Here is a 20,581-nt window from a genome sequence, read left to right on the forward strand (position 1 = left end):
GTTCTTTGAAATATTGATAAACAATACAAGTAGTACGATTCTGTCTTATTAAGTTATGACAGATTAAAATTTAGAACCGTCAATACTTATAGTATAGGTATTAGAATGACGTCAATAGATTTACGGTATCCTGAACAGAGCAATATACTGCCGCGTTTTAATTGTTGATTCATTAATGATTGATTCGTGCAGTCACAATACTTTTACAATGAAGAGTTTGATCCTGGCTCAGGATGAACGCTAGCTACAGGCTTAACACATGCAAGTCGAGGGGCATCAGGGTGTAGCAATACACCGCTGGCGACCGGCGCACGGGTGAGTAACACGTATCCAACCTGCCCTTTACTCGGGGATAGCCTTTCGAAAGAAAGATTAATACCCGATGGTATAACATGACCTCCTGGTTTTGTTATTAAAGAATTTCGGTAGAGGATGGGGATGCGTTCCATTAGGCAGTTGGCGGGGTAACGGCCCACCAAACCTTCGATGGATAGGGGTTCTGAGAGGAAGGTCCCCCACATTGGAACTGAGACACGGTCCAAACTCCTACGGGAGGCAGCAGTGAGGAATATTGGTCAATGGGCGAGAGCCTGAACCAGCCAAGTAGCGTGAAGGATGACCGCCCTATGGGTTGTAAACTTCTTTTATATGGGAATAAAGGGTGCCACGTGTGGCATTTTGTATGTACCATATGAATAAGGATCGGCTAACTCCGTGCCAGCAGCCGCGGTAATACGGAGGATCCGAGCGTTATCCGGATTTATTGGGTTTAAAGGGAGCGTAGGTGGACATGTAAGTCAGTTGTGAAAGTTTGCGGCTCAACCGTAAAATTGCAGTTGATACTGCGTGTCTTGAGTACAGTAGAGGTGGGCGGAATTCGTGGTGTAGCGGTGAAATGCTTAGATATCACGAAGAACTCCGATTGCGAAGGCAGCTCACTGGACTGCAACTGACACTGATGCTCGAAAGTGTGGGTATCAAACAGGATTAGATACCCTGGTAGTCCACACAGTAAACGATGAATACTCGCTGTTTGCGATATACAGTAAGCGGCCAAGCGAAAGCATTAAGTATTCCACCTGGGGAGTACGCCGGCAACGGTGAAACTCAAAGGAATTGACGGGGGCCCGCACAAGCGGAGGAACATGTGGTTTAATTCGATGATACGCGAGGAACCTTACCCGGGCTTAAATTGCAAATGAATATGCCGGAAACGGCATAGCCGCAAGGCATTTGTGAAGGTGCTGCATGGTTGTCGTCAGCTCGTGCCGTGAGGTGTCGGCTTAAGTGCCATAACGAGCGCAACCCTTATCTTCAGTTACTAACAGGTTATGCTGAGGACTCTGGAGAGACTGCCGTCGTAAGATGTGAGGAAGGTGGGGATGACGTCAAATCAGCACGGCCCTTACGTCCGGGGCTACACACGTGTTACAATGGGGGGTACAGAAGGCCGCTACACAGCGATGTGATGCCAATCCCTAAAGCCCCTCTCAGTTCGGATCGAAGTCTGCAACCCGACTTCGTGAAGCTGGATTCGCTAGTAATCGCGCATCAGCCACGGCGCGGTGAATACGTTCCCGGGCCTTGTACACACCGCCCGTCAAGCCATGGGAGCCGGGGGTACCTGAAGTACGTAACCGCAAGGAGCGTCCTAGGGTAAAACTGGTGACTGGGGCTAAGTCGTAACAAGGTAGCCGTACCGGAAGGTGCGGCTGGAACACCTCCTTTCTGGAGCGATGCCGTAAAGGGCGTCCATTTCCGGTTCTGAATGTACTACTGGTACTTGTTTATTTATAGCATATAGATCGACCGTCTATATTATATTATAGATAGAGATAAACAAGAGAAAGAAGAAGCCGAGCCGCATGGCGAGGTTGAACTAGTCCTATAGCTCAGTTGGTTAGAGCGCTACACTGATAATGTAGAGGTCGGCAGTTCAACTCTGCCTGGGACTACTTCCGCAAGTCGACGCCTGGTGGATTGCGAGCCTGAAATTACACTTTCAACTCTCAACTTCCAACTTTCAACTTGTACGAAGGGGGATTAGCTCAGCTGGCTAGAGCATCTGCCTTGCACGCAGAGGGTCAACGGTTCGAATCCGTTATTCTCCACTCCGCTTCGGATTGCCGGTTGTCAAAGGACGACTGACAGTTTAGGGCAAACGATCTTTGACATGATGTACAAAAAGTAAATTTTAGTAAAGAGCTAAAAGTATATATCAAACCGTAGTGTTTCGATTTTGGATTCCTGATTATTAATTTTTAAATTCTTAATTATTGATTTCAAATCGATCCGGTGATATAAAGAAAGTAAGAAAGGGCGCATGGCGGATGCCTTGGCTCTCGGAGGCGATGAAGGACGTGATAAGCTGCGATAAGCTGCGGGTAGGTGCAAATAACCTTTGATCCGCGGATTTCCGAATGGGACAACCCAACCGGTTGAAGACCGGTTATCTATCCAATGATAGAGGCTAACGCAGGGAACTGAAACATCTTAGTACCTGCAGGAAAAGAAAATAAACAATGATTCCCCTAGTAGTGGCGAGCGAACGGGGATTAGCCCAAACCATGGATGTCACGGCATCCATGGGGTTGTAGGACCACGATGTCGCACGACATCTGACGAGTAGAACGATCTGGAAAGTTCGACCATAGACGGTGATAGTCCGGTACACGAAGTCAGACGAAGCGTAGTGGTATCCTGAGTAGCGCGGAGCACGAGGAATTCTGCGTGACCCAGCCGGGACCATCCGGTAAGGCTAAATACTCCCGAGAGACCGATAGCGAACCAGTACTGTGAAGGAAAGGTGAAAAGCACTTCGAATAGAAGAGTGAAATAGTCCCTGAAACCGTGCGCCTACAAGCGGTCGGAGCTGTTTTAAACAGTGACGGCGTGCCTTTTGCATAATGAACCTACGAGTTACTTTTACTGGCAAGGTTAAGCATCTTGAGATGTGTATCCGAAGCGAAAGCGAGTCTGAACAGGGCGTATAGTCAGTAGGAGTAGACGCGAAACCAAGTGATCTACCCTTGGGCAGGTTGAAGGTTAGGTAACACTAACTGGAGGACCGAACCGATAAGCGTTGAAAAGCTTCCGGATGACCTGAGGGTGGGGGTGAAAGGCTAATCAAACTTGGAGATAGCTCGTACTCCCCGAAATGCATTTAGGTGCAGCCTTGTGAGTTACTAATGTGAGGTAGAGCGACTGATAAGATGCGAGGGCTTCGCCGCCTATCAAGTCTTGATAAACTCCGAATGCGCATTAGTCCTATCACAGGAGTGAGGGCATGGGTGCTAAGGTCCATGTCCGAAAGGAGAAGAATCCAGACCATCAGCTAAGGTCCCCAAATAAATGCTAAGTTGAACTAACGAAGTCAGATTGCTAAGACAGCTAGGATGTTGGCTTGGAAGCAGCCATTCATTTAAAGAGTGCGTAACAGCTCACTAGTCGAGGAGTTTGGCGTGGATAATAATCGGGCATCAAGCATTTTACCGAAGCTATGGGATACGTAAGTATCGGTAGGGGAGCATTCCACTCGGCGTCGAAGGTGAAGCGCGAGCTTTGCTGGAGCGTGTGGAAAAGCAAATGTAGGTATAAGTAACGATAAAGGGGGTGGGAAACCCCCTCGCCGAAAGACTAAGGTTTCCTGATCAACGCTAATCGGATCAGGGTTAGTCGGGTCCTAAGGCTCAGCCGAACGGTGATGCCGATGGCAGAACAGGTTAATATTCCTGTACTACCTTAAGGAGTGACGTGGAGACGGAGTCGTGACAGCGCCGCGGACTGACGGAATAGTCCGTTGAAGGGTGTAGATGTTGATTGCGGCAGGCAAATCCACCGCAAGAGTCGAACCTGATAGTATGGAGCGTTCTTCTGAACAATCCAATAGTGCGTGTAAGCATACTCCCAAGAAAATCCGCTAAACTTAATCCTTGAGGTACCCGTACCGTAAACGGACACACGTAGTCGGGTTGAATATACTAAGGCGCTTGAGTGATTCACGGTTAAGGAACTAGGCAAATTGACCCTGTAACTTCGGGATAAAGGGTCCCTGCTGAGAGGTAGGGCGCAGAGAATAGGTCCAGGCAACTGTTTAACAAAAACACAGGGCTGTGCAAAATTGAAAGATCACGTATACAGCCTGACACCTGCCCGGTGCTGGAAGGTTAAGAGGAGATGTCATCGCAAGAGAAGCATTGAATTGAAGCCCCAGTAAACGGCGGCCGTAACTATAACGGTCCTAAGGTAGCGAAATTCCTTGTCGGGTAAGTTCCGACCTGCACGAATGGTGTAATGATCTGGACACTGTCTCAACCGTGAGCTCAGTGAAATTGTAGTATCGGTGAAGATGCCGATTACCCGCGATGGGACGAAAAGACCCCGTGAACCTTTACTATAGCTTAACATTGAATTTGGGTAATTGATGTGTAGGATAGGCCGGAGACTTTGAAGCGGGTACGCCAGTATCTGTGGAGTCGCTGTTGAAATACGGCCCTTTGATTATTTGAGTTCTAACTCGTTGTTACGAGGACACTGTTTGGTGGGTAGTTTGACTGGGGTGGTCGCCTCCAAAAGTGTAACGGAGGCTTCTAAAGGTGCCCTCAGGACGATTGGTAACCGTCCGCAGAGTGTAATGGCATAAGGGCGCTTGACTGGGAGACTCACAAGTCGATCAGGTAGGAAACTAGAGCATAGTGATCCGGTGTTTCCGCATGGAAGGGACATCGCTCAAAGGATAAAAGGTACTCCGGGGATAACAGGCTGATCCCTCCCAAGAGCTCATATCGACGGAGGGGTTTGGCACCTCGATGTCGGCTCGTCACATCCTGGGGCTGGAGAAGGTCCCAAGGGTTGGGCTGTTCGCCCATTAAAGTGGCACGCGAGCTGGGTTCAGAACGTCGTGAGACAGTTCGGTCTCTATCTATCGTGGGCGTATGAAATTTGCGTGGCTCTGACACTAGTACGAGAGGACCGTGTTGGACTGACCTCTGGTTTACCGGTTGTGCCGCCAGGTGCATTGCCGGGTATCTAAGTCGGGATTGGATAAGTGCTGAAAGCATCTAAGTACGAAGCCAGCCACAAGATTAGATTTCTCAGGGTCGTCAGAGACGATGACGTTGATAGGAGGCAGGTGTAAAGGTAGTAATATCAAAGCCGAGCCTTACTAATTGCCCGTTGACTTTCTTTTTGTCACGATGGTTTCATATATACGTTTAGCCTGCTGCTGCTGCGGCTTTTGAATTTACTTTTTTCCGTCATGTCTACCTTATTCAGGTGACTATAGCACCGGGGTTCCACCTCTTCCCATTCCGAACAGAGAAGTTAAGCCCGGTCACGCCGATGGTACTGCGTAACAGTGGGAGAGTAGGTAGTCGCCGTTTTTTTTGAAGGATCCCCTTGCAACCCGGAATACGGGGGCAAGGGGATTTCTGTGTTTAGGGGTATTGGAAGGAATTGGGGGGGAGAAGAAAGAGGGGAGATGGGAGAATGGAGAGGGGAGAAGTGCTATGCAGCGTGACAGCGCAGCCTGCTTCTCACATCTCAATTCTCACATCTCCCTTTTTTAAATTCTCCCTTTTCCTTTCTTTTTGACTATTCTTTTGCTCTTATTGAACAGTTTTCTTCTTGTTTTCCCTTTTTTTATAAGATTGATTTTCGTACTTTTGGCAAAAATCTAATTGAAGCAATAGATATTATAATATAAACTTCTAAATAGTCCGTGAATATGGAAAACAAAATTCAAGAGTTGACCGATAAGATTTATCGTGAAGGCGTAGAAAAAGGTAACGCAGAAGCCCAACGTCTTATCGCAAATGCTCAGGAAGAAGCGAAAAAGATCGTCGAAGATGCTCATAAAGAAGCGGAATCGATTATCGCCACCTCTCGTAAGTCTGCCGACGAAATGGCAGAGAATACTAAATCGGAGTTAAAATTATTTGCCGGTCAAGCTGTCAATGCTTTGAAATCGGAGATTGCTACCATGGTGACCGACAAGATTGTGACGGCTCCCGTGAAGGAATTTGCGCAGAATAAGGACTTCTTGAATGCTTTTATTGTAGCGTTGGCTACCAAATGGAGCGTAGACGAACCGATTGTTATTTCGACTGCGGATGCAGAGTCTTTGAAAAAATACTTTGCTGCCAATGCGAAAGCCCTGTTAGATAAAGGTGTAAAGATAGAACAGGTGAATGGTATCAAAACGCTGTTCTCCGTTTCTCCGGCAGACGGTTCGTATAAAGTGAACTTCGGGGAAGAAGAATTTATGAACTACTTCAAAGAGTTCCTGCGTCCTCAGTTGGTAGAAATGCTATTCTAAAGAGAACCATTATGAGTAAATACTATTACTTGGTAGCCGGTTTGCCCGAACTCACTCTTGAGGATAGCAAACTGAGTTATACAGTAGCCGATTTTAAAACAGAAATTTATCCTGGGCTTTCTTCTTCAGACCAGAAGCTGATCGATCTGTTCTATCTGAAATTCGATAATGCCAATGTCTTGAAATTACTGAAAGACAAAGATGCAGTTATCGATTTGCGTGGAAACTTCTCCGCAGCAGAATTGAATGAGTACATCGCTACTATCAAAGAAGGCGGTGAAGTCAGCGCTAAAGAATTTCCTTCTTACCTATCCGTTTTTATTTCCGATTATTTCAATACACCAGCCGAAAGTGCGGTGCTCCACGAAGACCATCTGGCAGCCCTGTATTATGAGTATGCCATGAAATGTGGAAATAAGTTCGTCTCTTCCTGGTTTGAGTTCAATCTGACGATTAATAATATTCTGATTGCGTTTTCTGCTCGTAAATATAAATGGGACATCGCTCAGAATGTGGTAGGCAACACGGAAGTGTGCGAAGCATTGCGTACATCCGGAGCCCGCGATTTCGGACTTTCCGGTGAAGTGGATTGTTTGGAACAATTGATGAAAATCAGCGAAATAACCGAATTGGTGGAGCGTGAGAAGAAACTCGATTCATTGCGTTGGAACTGGATGGAAGAAGCGACGTTCTTCGATTACTTTACGGTAGAGCGTATTTTTGCATTCCTGCTGCAACTCGAGATGATTGAACGTTGGATAGCGTTGGATAAAGAAAAAGGAAATCAACTCTTCCGGAGCATTATCGATGCATTGAAAGATGAAGTGCAGATTCCCGCAGAATTCAGATAAAATAAAATAACTAAAATTATATGGCAACAAAAGGAACTGTTAGTGGCGTTATTGCCAATATGGTGACCCTCGTCGTTGACGGACCGGTATCTCAGAATGAGATTTGTTATATCTCTACCGGTGGCGATAAGTTGATGGCGGAGGTGATTAAGGTGGTAGGTTCGCATGTATATGTCCAGGTGTTTGAAAGCACCCGTGGGTTGAAAGTGGGAGCGGAAGCCGAATTTACAGGACACATGCTTGAGGTGACTCTGGGTCCGGGCATGTTATCGAAAAACTACGACGGTCTGCAAAACGACCTCGACAAGATGGATGGTGTTTTCCTTAAGAGAGGACAATATACATATCCGTTGGATAAAGAAAAAAAGTGGCATTTCGTGCCGTTGGTAAATGTAGGCGACAAGGTGGAAGCTTCGGCATGGTTGGGACAGGTAGACGAAAATTTCCAGCCGCTGAAGATTATGGCGCCTTTTACACTGAAAGGAACCTGCACGGTGAAGTCTGTTGCTGCCGAAGGGGATTATAAGATTGAAGATACCATTGCCGTACTCACCGATGAAGAAGGTAAGGATATTACAGTCAATATGATTCAGAGATGGCCGGTGAAGCGTGCAATGACTAATTATAAAGAAAAGCCCCGTCCTTTTAAATTGCTGGAAACCGGAGTTCGTGTTATCGACACGGTGAATCCGATTGTAGAGGGAGGAACGGGCTTTATCCCTGGCCCTTTCGGTACGGGTAAGACAGTGCTTCAGCATGCCATCTCTAAACAGGCGGAAGCGGATATTGTGATTATCGCTGCTTGTGGTGAGCGTGCCAATGAGGTTGTGGAAATCTTTACCGAATTCCCCGAGCTGGTTGACCCGCATACAGGACGCAAGCTGATGGAACGTACTATTATTATTGCAAATACTTCGAACATGCCGGTGGCTGCCCGTGAGGCATCCGTATATACAGCGATGACCATTGCAGAGTACTATCGCGCGATGGGATTGAAGATTCTGTTGATGGCCGATTCTACTTCCCGATGGGCACAGGCATTGCGCGAAATGTCCAACCGTATGGAAGAGTTGCCCGGACCGGATGCGTTCCCGATGGACTTATCGTCTATCATTTCCAATTTCTACGGCCGTGCCGGTTATGTGAAACTGGATAATGGAGCATCGGGTTCTATTACTTTTATCGGTACGGTGTCTCCGGCCGGTGGTAACTTGAAAGAGCCTGTTACCGAGAACACCAAGAAGGTGGCCCGTTGTTTTTATGCACTTGAACAGGATCGTGCCGATAAGAAACGTTATCCGGCAGTGAATCCGATCGATTCTTATTCCAAATACATCGAATATCCGGAATTTGAAGCATATATCTCCGAACATATCAACGGTGAATGGATCGGGAAGGTAAATGAAATCAAGACCCGTTTGCAGCGTGGTAAAGAGATTGCCGAGCAGATCAACATTCTTGGTGACGACGGTGTACCTGTAGAATATCACGTTACTTTCTGGAAATCGGAACTGATCGACTTCGTGATCCTTCAGCAGGATGCTTTCGACGAGATAGATGCCGTGACTCCGATGGAACGTCAGGAAACTATTCTGAACATGGTAATTGATATCTGCCACACTGAATTCGAATTTGAAAACTTCAATGAAGTAATGGATTATTTCAAGAAGATGATTAACATCTGCAAACAGATGAACTACTCCAAATTCCAGTCGGAACAGTACGAAGACTTCCGGAAGCAGCTGAAAGAGCTGATTGATGAAAGAAGTGTTAAATAGTAAATCGTAAATAGCTAAATAGTAAATAGATGGCAACAAAAGCATTTCAAAAGATATATACCAAGATCACTCAGATTACGAAAGCTACCTGTTCGCTGAAAGCGACGGGAGTGGGGTATGACGAGTTGGGCACCGTGAATGGCAAACTGGCCCAGGTGGTAAAAATTGCCGGTGATGAAGTGACGTTGCAGGTGTTCGAAGGTACCGAAGGTATCCCGACCAATGCGGAAGTCGTGTTCCTGGGCAAATCGCCTACGATCAAAGTAAGCGAGCAGCTTGCCGGTCGTTTTTTCAATGCGTTTGGCGACCCTATCGACGGGGGACCGGAAATTGAAGGACAGGAAGTGGAGATCGGTGGTCCGTCTGTAAATCCGGTTCGCCGTAAGCAACCGTCGGAACTTATTGCAACGGGTATTGCCGGTATCGACCTGAACAATACATTGGTATCCGGACAGAAGATTCCGTTCTTTGCCGACCCTGACCAGCCTTTTAACCAGGTAATGGCAAACGTGGCCTTGCGTGCCGAAACGGATAAGATTATCCTCGGTGGTATGGGTATGACGAATGACGACTACCTGTATTTCAAGAATGTATTCTCCAATGCCGGTGCACTCGACCGTATTGTCAGCTTTATGAATACGACGGAGAATCCTCCGGTGGAACGTCTGTTGATTCCCGATATGGCATTGACTGCTGCTGAATATTTTGCGGTGGAGCACAATGAGAAAGTACTGGTATTGCTTACCGATATGACCTCTTATGCCGATGCTTTGGCAATCGTGTCCAACCGTATGGACCAGATTCCTTCGAAAGATTCTATGCCCGGTTCGCTTTATTCGGACTTGGCGAAGATCTACGAAAAGGCGGTGCAGTTCCCTTCCGGCGGTTCTATCACGATTATTGCCGTGACTACTTTGTCCGGTGGTGATATTACGCATGCTGTGCCCGATAATACGGGATATATCACCGAAGGCCAGTTGTTCCTGCGTCGTGACAGTGATATCGGTAAGGTTATTGTCGATCCGTTCCGTTCTTTATCCCGCTTGAAACAGTTGGTAACCGGTAAGAAGACACGTAAGGACCATCCGCAGGTGATGAATGCCGCCGTACGTCTGTATGCCGATGCCGCCAATGCCAAGACAAAGTTGGAAAACGGTTTCGACCTGACTAATTATGACGAACGTACTTTGGCTTTTGCAAAAGACTACTCCAATCAGTTACTTGCTATCGATGTAAATCTTGATACTACCGAAATGCTGGATGTAGCTTGGGGATTGTTCGGTAAGTATTTTCGTCCGGAAGAGGTGAATATGAAGAAAGAACTGGTAGAACAGTATTGGCCGAAATAATTGGATTTACGATCAGGCAGTTTACAGTCGTGCGATTGGATTTTTGTAGATTGTAATAGCGAAAAGAGTTGTTTCGATTGTCTGTTGGTAAATGGTTAAAACAGTAAAATAAATGAGATGGCTATAAAGTTTCAATATAATAAGACGTCCCTTCAGCTATTGGAGAAACAACTGAAAGTGCGGGTACGTACTCTGCCTATTATTAAGAACAAGGAGAGTGCCCTGCGCATGGAGGTGAAGCGCTGCAAGACGGAAGCGGCCGATCTGGAAGAAAGGCTGGAGAAACAAATCCAGGCTTATGAAGCCATGTTCGCACTTTGGAATGAGTTTGACGCCTCATTGATAAAGGTAAATGATGTTCATCTTGGCGTGAAAAAGATTGCCGGTGTACGGGTGCCGTTACTCGAAAATGTAGATTTTGAGATACGGCCGTACAGTATGTTTAACGCTCCCAAGTGGTATGCCGACGGACTGCATCTGTTGAAGCAGCTTGCACAAACGGCTATCGAAAGAGAGTTTATACTCGCCAAACTGAACTTGTTGGAACATGCAAGAAAAAAGACCACTCAGAAAGTGAACCTTTTTGAGAAGGTACAGATACCGGGGTATCAGGATGCACTGCGAAAGATCAAACGTTTCATGGAGGATGAGGAAAACTTATCCAAGTCGTCGCAGAAGATTCTGAAATCCCAGCAGGAAAAAAGGAAGGAGATAGAGGCATGATTACAAAAATGAAGAAACTCACGTTCCTGGCTTATCATAAGGAATACGAAGATTTTCTGAATAGTCTTCGCGAGCTTGGCGTGGTGCACATTGTTGAAAAACAGCAGGGTATAGCTGAGAATGCCGAGTTGCAGGACAGTATTCGTCTTTCGTCGCGTCTGGCGGCTGCCATAAAGTTGCTCCAGAATGTGAAGCTCGATAAGAATACGGCAGTTGCCAAAGAGGGGGGGACTCCTCAACGGGGTGCACAAGTACTGGATGAGATAGATGCGTTGCAGACGGAAAAGAGTAAACTGACCCAACAGTTGCAGGGTTATGCAAAAGAGCGGGATGCCTTGACTGCATGGGGCGACTTCGAACCGGAAAATGTTCGTCGGTTGAATGAGGCTGGCTATACGGTAGGGTTTTATACCTGTTCGGAAGGAAATTATAAAGAAGAATGGGAAACGGAATATAATGCGATGGTTATCAGTCGTATATCTTCAAAAGTATTCTTTATAACCGTAACGAAAGACGGAGCAGAAGTCGATCTGGATGTAGAGCAGGCCAAGTTGCCGGCTTACTCACTGACTCGCGTGAATCAGCTTTATGCCGAAACGGAACAGGCTATTACTGAAAATGAAGGAAAGCTTGCTTTGTTGGCCGAAAAGGATATTCCTTCCCTGAAGGAGATGGAGAGGGATTTACAGAATAATATCGAGTTTTCTAAAGTAGTGTTGAGCACAGAACAGGCTGCCGGTGAAAAACTGATGTTGCTTGAAGGTTGGGTTCCTGCCCGTAACAAGATAGAGATTGAGGCTTTCCTCGATTCGTCTCATGTCTATTACGAACTTTCCGATCCCACGCCAGAAGATAATGTGCCGATCGAATTGAATAATAAGGGATTCTTTTCCTGGTTCGAACCGATTTGCAAGCTCTATATGCTGCCGAAGTATAACGAATTGGACTTAACTCCGTTCTTTGCTCCGTTCTTTATGGTTTTCTTCGGGCTTTGTCTCGGCGATTCGGGGTATGGATTATTTCTTTTTGCGGGTGCTACGGCATATCGTCTGATGGCTAAGAAGTTGACTGCTTCTACCAAGTCGATCATTTCGCTGATCCAGGTACTGGCTGCTTCTACTTTCTTTTGCGGATTGTTGACGGGAACTTTTTTCGGAGCAAATATCTACGATCTGGATTGGCCGATTGTACAGAGGTTGAAACATGCGGTCTTCATGGATAATAACGATATGTTCCAGCTCTCGTTAATATTGGGAGTGATACAGATCATGTTCGGTATGGTGCTGAAAGCGGTGAACCAAACGATACAGTTTGGCTTTAAATATGCCGTTGCAACGATCGGATGGATTATCCTGTTATTGTCTATGGGTGTTTCGGCTTTGCTTCCGGAAATATTACCGATGGGCGGTACGGTGCATTTGGTAATACTCGGTATTGCCGGTGTGATGATATTCCTTTTCAATACTCCCGGAAAGAATGTGTTCCTGAATATCGGACTCGGTTTGTGGGATTCCTACAACATGGTTACCGGTTTGCTGGGTGATGTGCTTTCGTATGTCCGTCTGTTCGCTCTCGGGCTTTCAGGAGGTATTTTGGCAGGAGTATTCAATAGTCTCGCAACCGGAATGAGTCCTGATAATGCTGTTTTAGGACCGATTGTGATGGTACTGATCTTTGTGATCGGCCATGCCATCAATATATTTATGAATGTACTCGGTGCGATGGTTCACCCCATGCGTCTGACATTTGTGGAATTCTTCAAGAATTCCGGATATGAAGGCGGTGGTAAAGAGTATAAACCTTTTAAGAAATAAAGAAACAAAGATTTAAAATTAAACAATAAAAACAGAATAAAATTATGGAAATGAATTTGTTTATTGCCTACATTGGCATCGCGGTAATGGTTGGTTTGTCGGGTATCGGTAGTGCATACGGGGTAACGATTGCAGGTAACGCTGCCATCGGCGCATTGAAAAAGAATGATAGCGCATTTGGTAACTTCCTTGTATTGACAGCCCTTCCGGGTACACAGGGTTTGTATGGTTTCGCCGGCTACTTTATGTTCCAAACGATTTTCGGTATCCTGACTCCTCAGATCACAGCTATTCAGGCTTCTGCCGTATTGGGTGCAGGTATTGCTTTGGGATTGGTTGCTTTGTTCTCAGCGATCCGCCAGGGACAGGTTTGTGCCAATGGTATCGCTGCTATCGGTCAAGGTCACAACGTGTTCAGTAATACACTGATCCTTGCTGTATTCCCGGAACTTTATGCAATCGTAGCTTTGGCTGCTACTTTCTTGATTGGTAGTGCTTTGGCATAAGCCGGATATATAAAAAAATATGAAAGACTCCTGTAATATCGTATTGCAGGAGTCTTTTTTATCGAGAGCATATGATCATTTTTTTTTTGATGCATGTCCATTCAAAGAATAGAATGAAACGCCCTGCTGAAGGGGGATTGCAAACGTTTGTGGCTTCCTGTCAATTCATATTTTCTGCATAAACCATTATTTTTCAATAAATAATGCGTATTTTTGCAGTCGCTTAATAAAAAAGAGTTCTAAACAATTATATGGTAAAAGATTTATTAACCCCCGATTATATCTTCGAAGCCAGTTGGGAGGTGTGTAATAAGGTAGGAGGAATCTACACTGTTCTGTCCACAAGGGCAAACACATTACAGACCGCTTTTCGTGATAAATTGTTCTTTATTGGTCCGGACGTGTGGCAAGGTAAGGATAATCCTTTGTTTATAGAGTCCGACAATCTTTGTGCGGCATGGAAAGAACATGCCTGTGAAAAAGATAATCTTTCCGTCCGTGTAGGACGTTGGAATATTCCGGGCAATCCCATTGTGATATTAGTAGAATTTCAGTCGTTCTTTGCAGAAAAGAATGAAATATATACAGAGATGTGGAATCGTTTTCAGGTAGATTCGCTGCATGCTTATGGCGACTATGATGAAGCATCGATGTTTTCGTATGCTGCCGGTAAAGTAGTGGAAAGTTTTTATCGCTACAATCTGACGGAGAACGATAAAGCTGTTTATCAGGCACATGAATGGATGACCGGATTAGGAGCGCTTTATCTGCAAACGGCTGTACCGGAAATTGCGACGATCTTTACGACCCATGCTACGTCTATCGGACGTTCCATTGCGGGAAACAACAAACCTCTGTATGATTACCTGTTTGCTTATAACGGTGATCAGATGGCCGGAGAGCTGAATATGCAGTCCAAACATTCCATCGAAAAGCAGACAGCTCATTATGTGGACTGTTTTACGACGGTAAGTGAAATAACCAATAACGAATGTAAAGAGTTGCTTGATAAAGCGGCCGATGTGGTATTGATGAATGGTTTTGAGGACGATTTCGTTCCTAAAGGAAGTACTTTCACCGGCAAACGTAAACGTGCCCGTTCGGTTATGCTGAATGTTGCCAATAAATTATTGGGAACAAATTTGGGTGATGATACGTTAATTATCGGAACCAGTGGACGTTATGAATTTAAGAACAAAGGTATCGATGTGTTTCTGGAATCATTGAACCGTTTGTGCCGGGATAAGAACTTGAAGAGAGACGTATTGGCTTTTGTCAATGTTCCCGGCTGGGTGGGCGATCCCCGTGAAGATTTGCAGGCGCGTCTGAAAAGTAAAGACAAGTTCGATACTCCGTTGGAAGTGCCTTTTATCACGCATTGGTTGCATAATATGACGCATGACCAGGTGCTTGATATGTTGAAATATCTTGGAATGAGCAATCATCCCGAAGATAAAGTGAAAGTGATTTTTGTGCCTTGTTATCTGAATGGCAGGGATGGAATCTTGAATAAGGATTATTATGATCTGTTGTTGGGACAGGATCTTAGCGTTTATCCGTCTTATTATGAACCTTGGGGATATACGCCTTTGGAGAGTGTGGCTTTCCGTGTGCCTACCATTACTACTGATCTTGCCGGTTTCGGTCTTTGGGTGAAGAGCCTGAAAAAACAGAATGGTATTGATGGCGGGGTGGAAGTGTTGCACCGTTCGGATTATAATTATTCCGAGGTGGCCGATGGTATCAAAGATACAGTCTCGCTATTCTCCGCAAAAACAGAAAATGAAGTGAAGGAAATCCGCAAACATGCCGCCGAAATCGCAGAGAAGGCGTTGTGGAAATACTTTATTAAATATTATTATGAGGCTTATGATATTGCTTTACGCAATGCAATGAAACGTCAGCTGAATTAAATTATTTATCAAACAAGTAAATGATAACATTATGAAAGTTAAAGTTAGTAATGTGAACACTCCGAACTGGAAAGAGGTGACTGTAAAGTCACGTGTTCCGGCGGAATTGGAAAAGTTGTCTGAAATAGCACGCAACATTTGGTGGGCCTGGAACTATGAAGCAACCGAATTATTCAGAGATTTGGATCCGGCTTTGTGGAAAGAAGTGGGTCAGAACCCTGTGCTGCTTCTGGAACGTATGAGTTATGAGAAGCTGGAAGCTTTATCAAAAGATAAAGTTATCCTGAAGCGCATGAATGATGTTTATACTAAGTTCAGAGACTATATGGATGTGAAACCGGACGCTACTCGTCCCTCTGTGGCTTATTTCAGCATGGAGTATGGTTTAACGAATGTTCTTAAAATATATTCCGGAGGTTTGGGTGTACTTGCCGGCGACTATCTGAAAGAAGCTTCTGACAGTAACGTGGACCTTTGCGCAGTAGGGTTCCTTTATCGTTATGGCTACTTTACCCAGTCATTGTCTATGGACGGACAGCAGATTGCCAACTACGAAGCGCAAAACTTCGGCCAATTGCCTATCGACCGTGTGCTCGATGCAGACGGCAAACAGATGGTAGTGGACGTTCCTTATATGAACTACTTCGTACATGCTAATGTATGGCGTGTGAATGTAGGCCGTATTTCTCTGTATCTGCTGGATACGGATAATGAAATGAATAGCGAGTTCGACCGTCCTATTACTCACCAACTGTACGGTGGTGATTGGGAAAACCGTCTGAAACAGGAAATCCTGTTGGGTATCGGTGGTATCTTGACTCTGAAAGCATTAGGTATCAAGAAAGATATTTATCATTGTAATGAAGGACATGCTGCACTGATCAATGTTCAGCGTATCTGTGACTATGTGGCTACCGGTCTTACTTTCGATCAGGCCATCGAGCTTGTTCGCGCTTCTTCTCTTTATACGGTTCATACTCCGGTTCCTGCCGGACACGACTATTTCGACGAAGGCCTTTTCGGCAAGTATATGGGAGGATATCCTGCTATGATGGGTATCAGTTGGGACGATCTGATGGATCTCGGACGTAATAACCCGGGTGATAAGGGCGAACGTTTCTGCATGTCTGTGTTTGCCTGCAATACTTCTCAGGAAGTAAATGGTGTGAGTTGGTTGCATGGAAAGGTTTCTCAGGAAATGTTCTCTTCTATCTGGAAAGGCTATTTCCCGGAAGAGAGTCATGTGGGTTATGTTACCAATGGTGTCCACTTCCCTACATGGAGTGCTACGGAATGGAAGCAGTTGTATGCGAAGTATTTCAATGAGAATTTCTTGTATGATCAGTCTAATCCGAAGATTTGGGAGGCTATCTATAATGTGGCTGATGAAGAAATCTGGAAGACCCGTATGACCATGAAGAACAAGCTGGTAGACTACATCCGCAAGCAGTTCCGTGAAACATGGTTGAAGAATCAGGGTGATCCTTCACGTATTGTGTCTCTGATGGATAAGATCAATCCGAATGCGTTGCTGATTGGTTTCGGCCGTCGTTTTGCTACATACAAACGTGCTCATTTGTTGTTCACCGATTTGGAGCGTCTGGCTAAGATCGTTAATAATCCCGATTATCCGGTACAATTCCTTTTCACTGGAAAAGCTCACCCGCATGATGGTGCTGGACAAGGCTTGATAAAGAGAATCATCGAGATCTCCCGTCGTCCGGAATTCTTGGGTAAGATTATTTTCCTTGAAAACTATGATATGCAGTTGGCACGTCGTCTGGTATCCGGTGTTGATATCTGGCTGAATACACCGACTCGCCCGCTCGAAGCATCCGGTACATCGGGTGAGAAGGCATTGATGAACGGTGTGCTTAACTTCTCCGTACTTGACGGGTGGTGGCTGGAAGGCTATCGTGAAGGTGCAGGATGGGCGTTGACAGAAAAGCGAACTTACCAGAATCAAGATCATCAGGATCAGCTGGATGCTGCTACTATCTACAGCATTCTTGAGACGGAAATTCTACCGTTGTTCTATGCACGCAACAAGAAAGGATTCTCTGAAGGCTGGGTGAAGACAATCAAGAATTCTATTGCGCAGATTGCACCTCATTATACGATGAAGCGTCAGCTCGATGATTATTACAGCAAGTTCTACACGAAAGAAGCCAAACGTTTCCAGATGTTGTCTGCCAATGACAATGCCAAGGCAAAAGAGATTGCAGCATGGAAGGAAGAAGTGGTTGAGAAATGGGATTCAATTGAGGTTGTATCTTGTGAGAAGACAGAAGAACTTGTAAAAGGCAGCATTGAAAGCGGAAAAGAATATACGATTACTTATGTTATCGATGAGAAGGGCTTGAACGATGCAGTAGGACTTGAATTGGTGACTACTTATACAACGGCTGACGGTAAACAACATGTTTATTCTGTAGAACCGTTCAGTGTCATCAAGAAAGAGGGGAATTTGTATACATTCCAGGCTAAACACAGCTTGTCTAATGCAGGAAGTTTCAAGGTATCTTACCGTATGTTCCCGAAAAATCCGGATCTGCCTCACCGTCAGGATTTCTGTTATGTACGTTGGTTTGTGTAATCAATCGGTATACCGATAAAGCATCATAAAAACAGCCCTTGCAGTTTGATTTGCAAGGGCTGATTTTTTTGTGATATTCTCTTGAGAATCGACTTTTATTTCTTCAGTGCTTCGGCAATCTTTGTTTGCAGTTCTTCTCCGTGTAAACCACGGGCAATGATTGTTCCTTCACCGTCAATCAACATGGTATGAGGAATACTGTTTACGGCATACAACTGTGCGCCTTCACTGTTCCAGTATTTCAAATCGGACATCTGCGGCCATGTCATTTTCAGTGTTTTAATAGCTTCTTTCCAAGAGTCGGCATTCTGATCGAGTGATACGCCTACGATTTCGAAGTTCTTACCTTTGTATTTTGCATAAGCTTCTACTAAGTTCGGCATTTCACGACGACAAGGACCGCACCAGCTTGCCCAGAAGTCTACAAGAACTACTTTCCCTTTTCCTGCATAGTCCGACAACTTAACAGATTTTCCGTCAGGAGTCTGCATTTCGAAATCGATGAATTTCTGTCCGACGGCTGTTTTCTTTTGCTTTTCAACCATCTCTTTGATTTTTACGATGGCAGCATCGTTTTGGAATTGAGCCGGAATCTGTTGCAATAAAGCATCATTTTCTGCTGTTTCCATGCTGTAATAGTTCATCTTGAACAAGTGGATACCTACCGGATTGGTGATGTTTTTTTCGATTCCCTCTTTATAAACTTCTCCCAATTCATTCTGAAGACCTTCGAGTGCTTTCATGTTTTCAGCCCTCTGTTCTTCGGTCATGTCGGCATTTCCCATGGATTCGTAAATGGGTTGTGCTTTCTGATTGAGCGCGTTGATCTTGTTGCGTATTTCCTGGTAGGCGTCGTTGTTGGCCGTACCGGTTGCCGAATCATTGTTTTTAGTCAGAGCGATATTGATTTTTCCGTTTTCAAGGAAGAAGTCCATAAGCATTGCTTCATTTCCTGTGCCGGATGTTACATAGCGGTTTACGGCAGAGTCCTGCACGCCTTCGAATGTAAATGTACCGTTCTTTATAATGGCAGTATCCAGTTTGCTGAGTTGTCTGCCTACTACTTCCTGTAAAAATACAGTGTCACCGTCGGCTGCTCCCTCTACTGTACCGGTAATGACATAGCCTGGTTTGTTTCCGCCGCAAGCCACCATACCTAAAGCGGCGGCAGCAACGAACAAATAAGTTAACTTTTTCATGCTTTCGTAAAATTAGTGAATAAATATTTATGCAAAGATAGATTATTTTTCAATCTTTCGGAGGAAAACTCTGTTATATTAGATTAACACGTAGGAGGAAATCGTAGAAATGTGTACCTTTGCACCCCAAATTAGTATGAATATGCAAGAAAACAATTACATTATCGAAGTAAACAGTGTATCGAAGTTTTTCGGTGATAAGACTGCTTTGGATAATGTGACCTTAAATGTAAAGAAGGGAGAATTCGTGACGATTCTCGGTCCTTCGGGTTGTGGTAAGACCACGTTGTTACGCCTTATTGCCGGCTTTCAGACGGCTTCGGAAGGTGAAATCAGAATATCGGGAAAGGAAATAACACAAACACCGCCCCATAAGCGTCCGGTGAACACGGTTTTTCAGAAATACGCTCTTTTTCCGCATCTGAATGTGTATGATAATATCGCTTTCGGTTTGAAGCTGAAAAAGACACCGAAGCCGGTCATTGAAAAGAAAGTGAAGGCTGCCTTGAAGATGGTAGGCATGACGGATTATGAATACCGTGATGTCGATTCCCTTTCCGGCGGACAACAGCAACGGGTAGCCATTGCCCGTGCCATTGTCAATGAGCCTGAAGTTTTGCTGCTCGACGAACCGTTGGCTGCGCTCGATCTCAAAATGCGTAAAGATATGCAGATGGAGCTGAAGGAGATGCACAAGAGTTTGGGTATTACATTTGTATATGTGACTCACGATCAGGAAGAGGCTTTGACGCTGAGCGATACCATTGTGGTGATGAGCGAGGGACGGATTCAGCAGATAGGCACGCCGATCGATATATACAATGAGCCTATCAATTCGTTTGTTGCCGATTTTATCGGTGAGAGTAATATACTGAACGGTATCATGATCAAAGACAAGCTGGTACGTTTTTGCGGTACGGAGTTCGAATGTGTGGACGAAGGTTTTGGTGAAAACATGCCGGTAGATGTGGTGATTCGTCCCGAAGACCTGTATATTTTTCCTGTATCCGATATGGCACAACTGACAGGAGTAGTGCAATCTTCTGTATTCAAAGGGGTGCACTATGAAATGACGGTGCTTTGTAGTGGTTACGAGTTTTTGGTGCAGGATTATCACCACTTTGAGGTGGGAGCCGAGGTAGGATTGCTTGTGAAACCCTTTGATATTCATATAATGAAGAAAGAGCGCGTGTGCAATACTTTCGAAGGCAAACTGACGGATGAGACTCATGTGGAGTTTTTGGGATGTAACTTCGAATGTGCACCTGTGACGGATATCGCGGCCGGTGCCGAAGTTCGGGTAGAGGTAGGCTTCGATAAGATTATCCTTCAGGATAACGAAGAAGACGGTACACTGACCGGTGAAGTGAAATTCATCCTTTATAAAGGTGACCATTATCATCTGACTGTATGGTCGGATTGGGACGAGAATGTGTTTGTGGATACGAATGATGTTTGGGACGATGGCGACCGCGTAGGTATTACTATTCCTCCCGATGCGATCCGGGTAATTAAAAAATAAAAATGAATTTCAGA

12 protein-coding genes, 2 tRNA genes and 3 rRNA genes are annotated in these 20,581 nt (G+C 45.2%); 16 read left to right on the forward strand and 1 reads right to left on the reverse strand.

The window, feature by feature from the left end; genetic code table 11:
* The first annotated feature begins 205 nt into the window (after positions 1–205).
* From HMPREF1532_RS14815 to HMPREF1532_RS14880, 15 genes are all read left to right on the forward strand, one after another.
* Positions 206–1,728 (forward strand): 16S ribosomal RNA (locus tag HMPREF1532_RS14815).
* A 153-nt stretch (positions 1,729–1,881) separates the two neighbouring features.
* Positions 1,882–1,955 (forward strand) — tRNA-Ile (locus tag HMPREF1532_RS14820).
* Positions 1,956–2,037: 82 nt separating this feature from the next.
* Positions 2,038–2,111, forward strand: a tRNA-Ala gene (locus HMPREF1532_RS14825).
* Positions 2,112–2,303: 192 nt separating this feature from the next.
* A 23S ribosomal RNA gene (locus HMPREF1532_RS14830) occupies positions 2,304–5,188 on the forward strand.
* 82 nt (positions 5,189–5,270) lie between these two features.
* Positions 5,271–5,381 (forward strand): 5S ribosomal RNA (rrf, locus tag HMPREF1532_RS14835).
* The 16S, 23S and 5S rRNA genes sit together here with 2 tRNA genes alongside, the layout of an rRNA operon.
* A gap of 3 nt (positions 5,382–5,384) precedes the next feature.
* On the forward strand, positions 5,385–5,567 hold the full coding sequence (locus HMPREF1532_RS21645) for a hypothetical protein (RefSeq protein WP_148359709.1): 183 nt from the start codon (positions 5,385–5,387) through the stop codon (positions 5,565–5,567).
* A gap of 158 nt (positions 5,568–5,725) precedes the next feature.
* The gene (locus HMPREF1532_RS14840; protein WP_005931169.1) at positions 5,726–6,316 is read left to right on the forward strand and encodes a V-type ATP synthase subunit E family protein; all 591 of its coding nucleotides are present in this window, start codon (positions 5,726–5,728) and stop codon (positions 6,314–6,316) included.
* 11 nt (positions 6,317–6,327) lie between these two features.
* Positions 6,328–7,167, forward strand: coding sequence for a DUF2764 domain-containing protein (locus HMPREF1532_RS14845; protein ID WP_005931171.1), 840 nt, complete (start codon positions 6,328–6,330; stop codon positions 7,165–7,167).
* Positions 7,168–7,187: 20 nt separating this feature from the next.
* Complete coding sequence (locus tag HMPREF1532_RS14850) at positions 7,188–8,945, forward strand: V-type ATP synthase subunit A (protein WP_005931174.1); 1,758 nt, start codon at positions 7,188–7,190, stop codon at positions 8,943–8,945.
* A 29-nt stretch (positions 8,946–8,974) separates the two neighbouring features.
* Positions 8,975–10,294, forward strand: coding sequence for a V-type ATP synthase subunit B (locus tag HMPREF1532_RS14855; protein ID WP_005931177.1), 1,320 nt, complete (start codon positions 8,975–8,977; stop codon positions 10,292–10,294).
* A 117-nt stretch (positions 10,295–10,411) separates the two neighbouring features.
* Positions 10,412–11,017 (forward strand): V-type ATP synthase subunit D, encoded by a 606-nt coding sequence (locus HMPREF1532_RS14860; protein WP_005931179.1) that lies wholly within the window; start codon positions 10,412–10,414, stop codon positions 11,015–11,017.
* Positions 11,014–12,831 (forward strand): V-type ATP synthase subunit I, encoded by a 1,818-nt coding sequence (locus HMPREF1532_RS14865; RefSeq protein WP_005931182.1) that lies wholly within the window; start codon positions 11,014–11,016, stop codon positions 12,829–12,831. The genes HMPREF1532_RS14860 and HMPREF1532_RS14865 overlap by 4 nt, the downstream gene beginning before the upstream one ends.
* A gap of 44 nt (positions 12,832–12,875) precedes the next feature.
* Positions 12,876–13,337 carry a V-type ATP synthase subunit K gene (locus tag HMPREF1532_RS14870; RefSeq protein ID WP_002562679.1) on the forward strand — a complete coding sequence of 154 codons (462 nt, stop codon included), beginning with the start codon at positions 12,876–12,878 and terminating at the stop codon, positions 13,335–13,337.
* Between the two features lie 251 nt (positions 13,338–13,588).
* Entirely contained in the window at positions 13,589–15,250 is a 1,662-nt protein-coding gene (locus tag HMPREF1532_RS14875) for a glycosyltransferase (RefSeq protein ID WP_005931186.1), read from the forward strand.
* Positions 15,251–15,281: 31 nt separating this feature from the next.
* Entirely contained in the window at positions 15,282–17,846 is a 2,565-nt protein-coding gene (locus HMPREF1532_RS14880; protein WP_005931189.1) for a glycosyltransferase family 1 protein, read from the forward strand.
* Positions 17,847–17,941: 95 nt separating this feature from the next.
* On the opposite strand, the gene HMPREF1532_RS14885 is transcribed toward HMPREF1532_RS14880, so the two are convergent.
* A complete protein-coding gene (locus HMPREF1532_RS14885) occupies positions 17,942–19,045 on the reverse strand; it encodes a TlpA disulfide reductase family protein (protein WP_005931192.1) in 1,104 nt (367 codons plus the stop codon).
* 136 nt (positions 19,046–19,181) lie between these two features.
* Here HMPREF1532_RS14885 and HMPREF1532_RS14890 point away from each other — a divergent pair, with 136 nt between their 5' ends.
* On the forward strand, positions 19,182–20,567 hold the full coding sequence (locus HMPREF1532_RS14890; RefSeq protein ID WP_025819192.1) for a polyamine ABC transporter ATP-binding protein: 1,386 nt from the start codon (positions 19,182–19,184) through the stop codon (positions 20,565–20,567).
* Positions 20,568–20,581 lie beyond the last annotated feature (14 nt).

Origin of the sequence: Bacteroides salyersiae WAL 10018 = DSM 18765 = JCM 12988, assembly GCF_000381365.1 — a bacterium.
In the GTDB taxonomy this organism is placed as follows: domain Bacteria; phylum Bacteroidota; class Bacteroidia; order Bacteroidales; family Bacteroidaceae; genus Bacteroides; species Bacteroides salyersiae.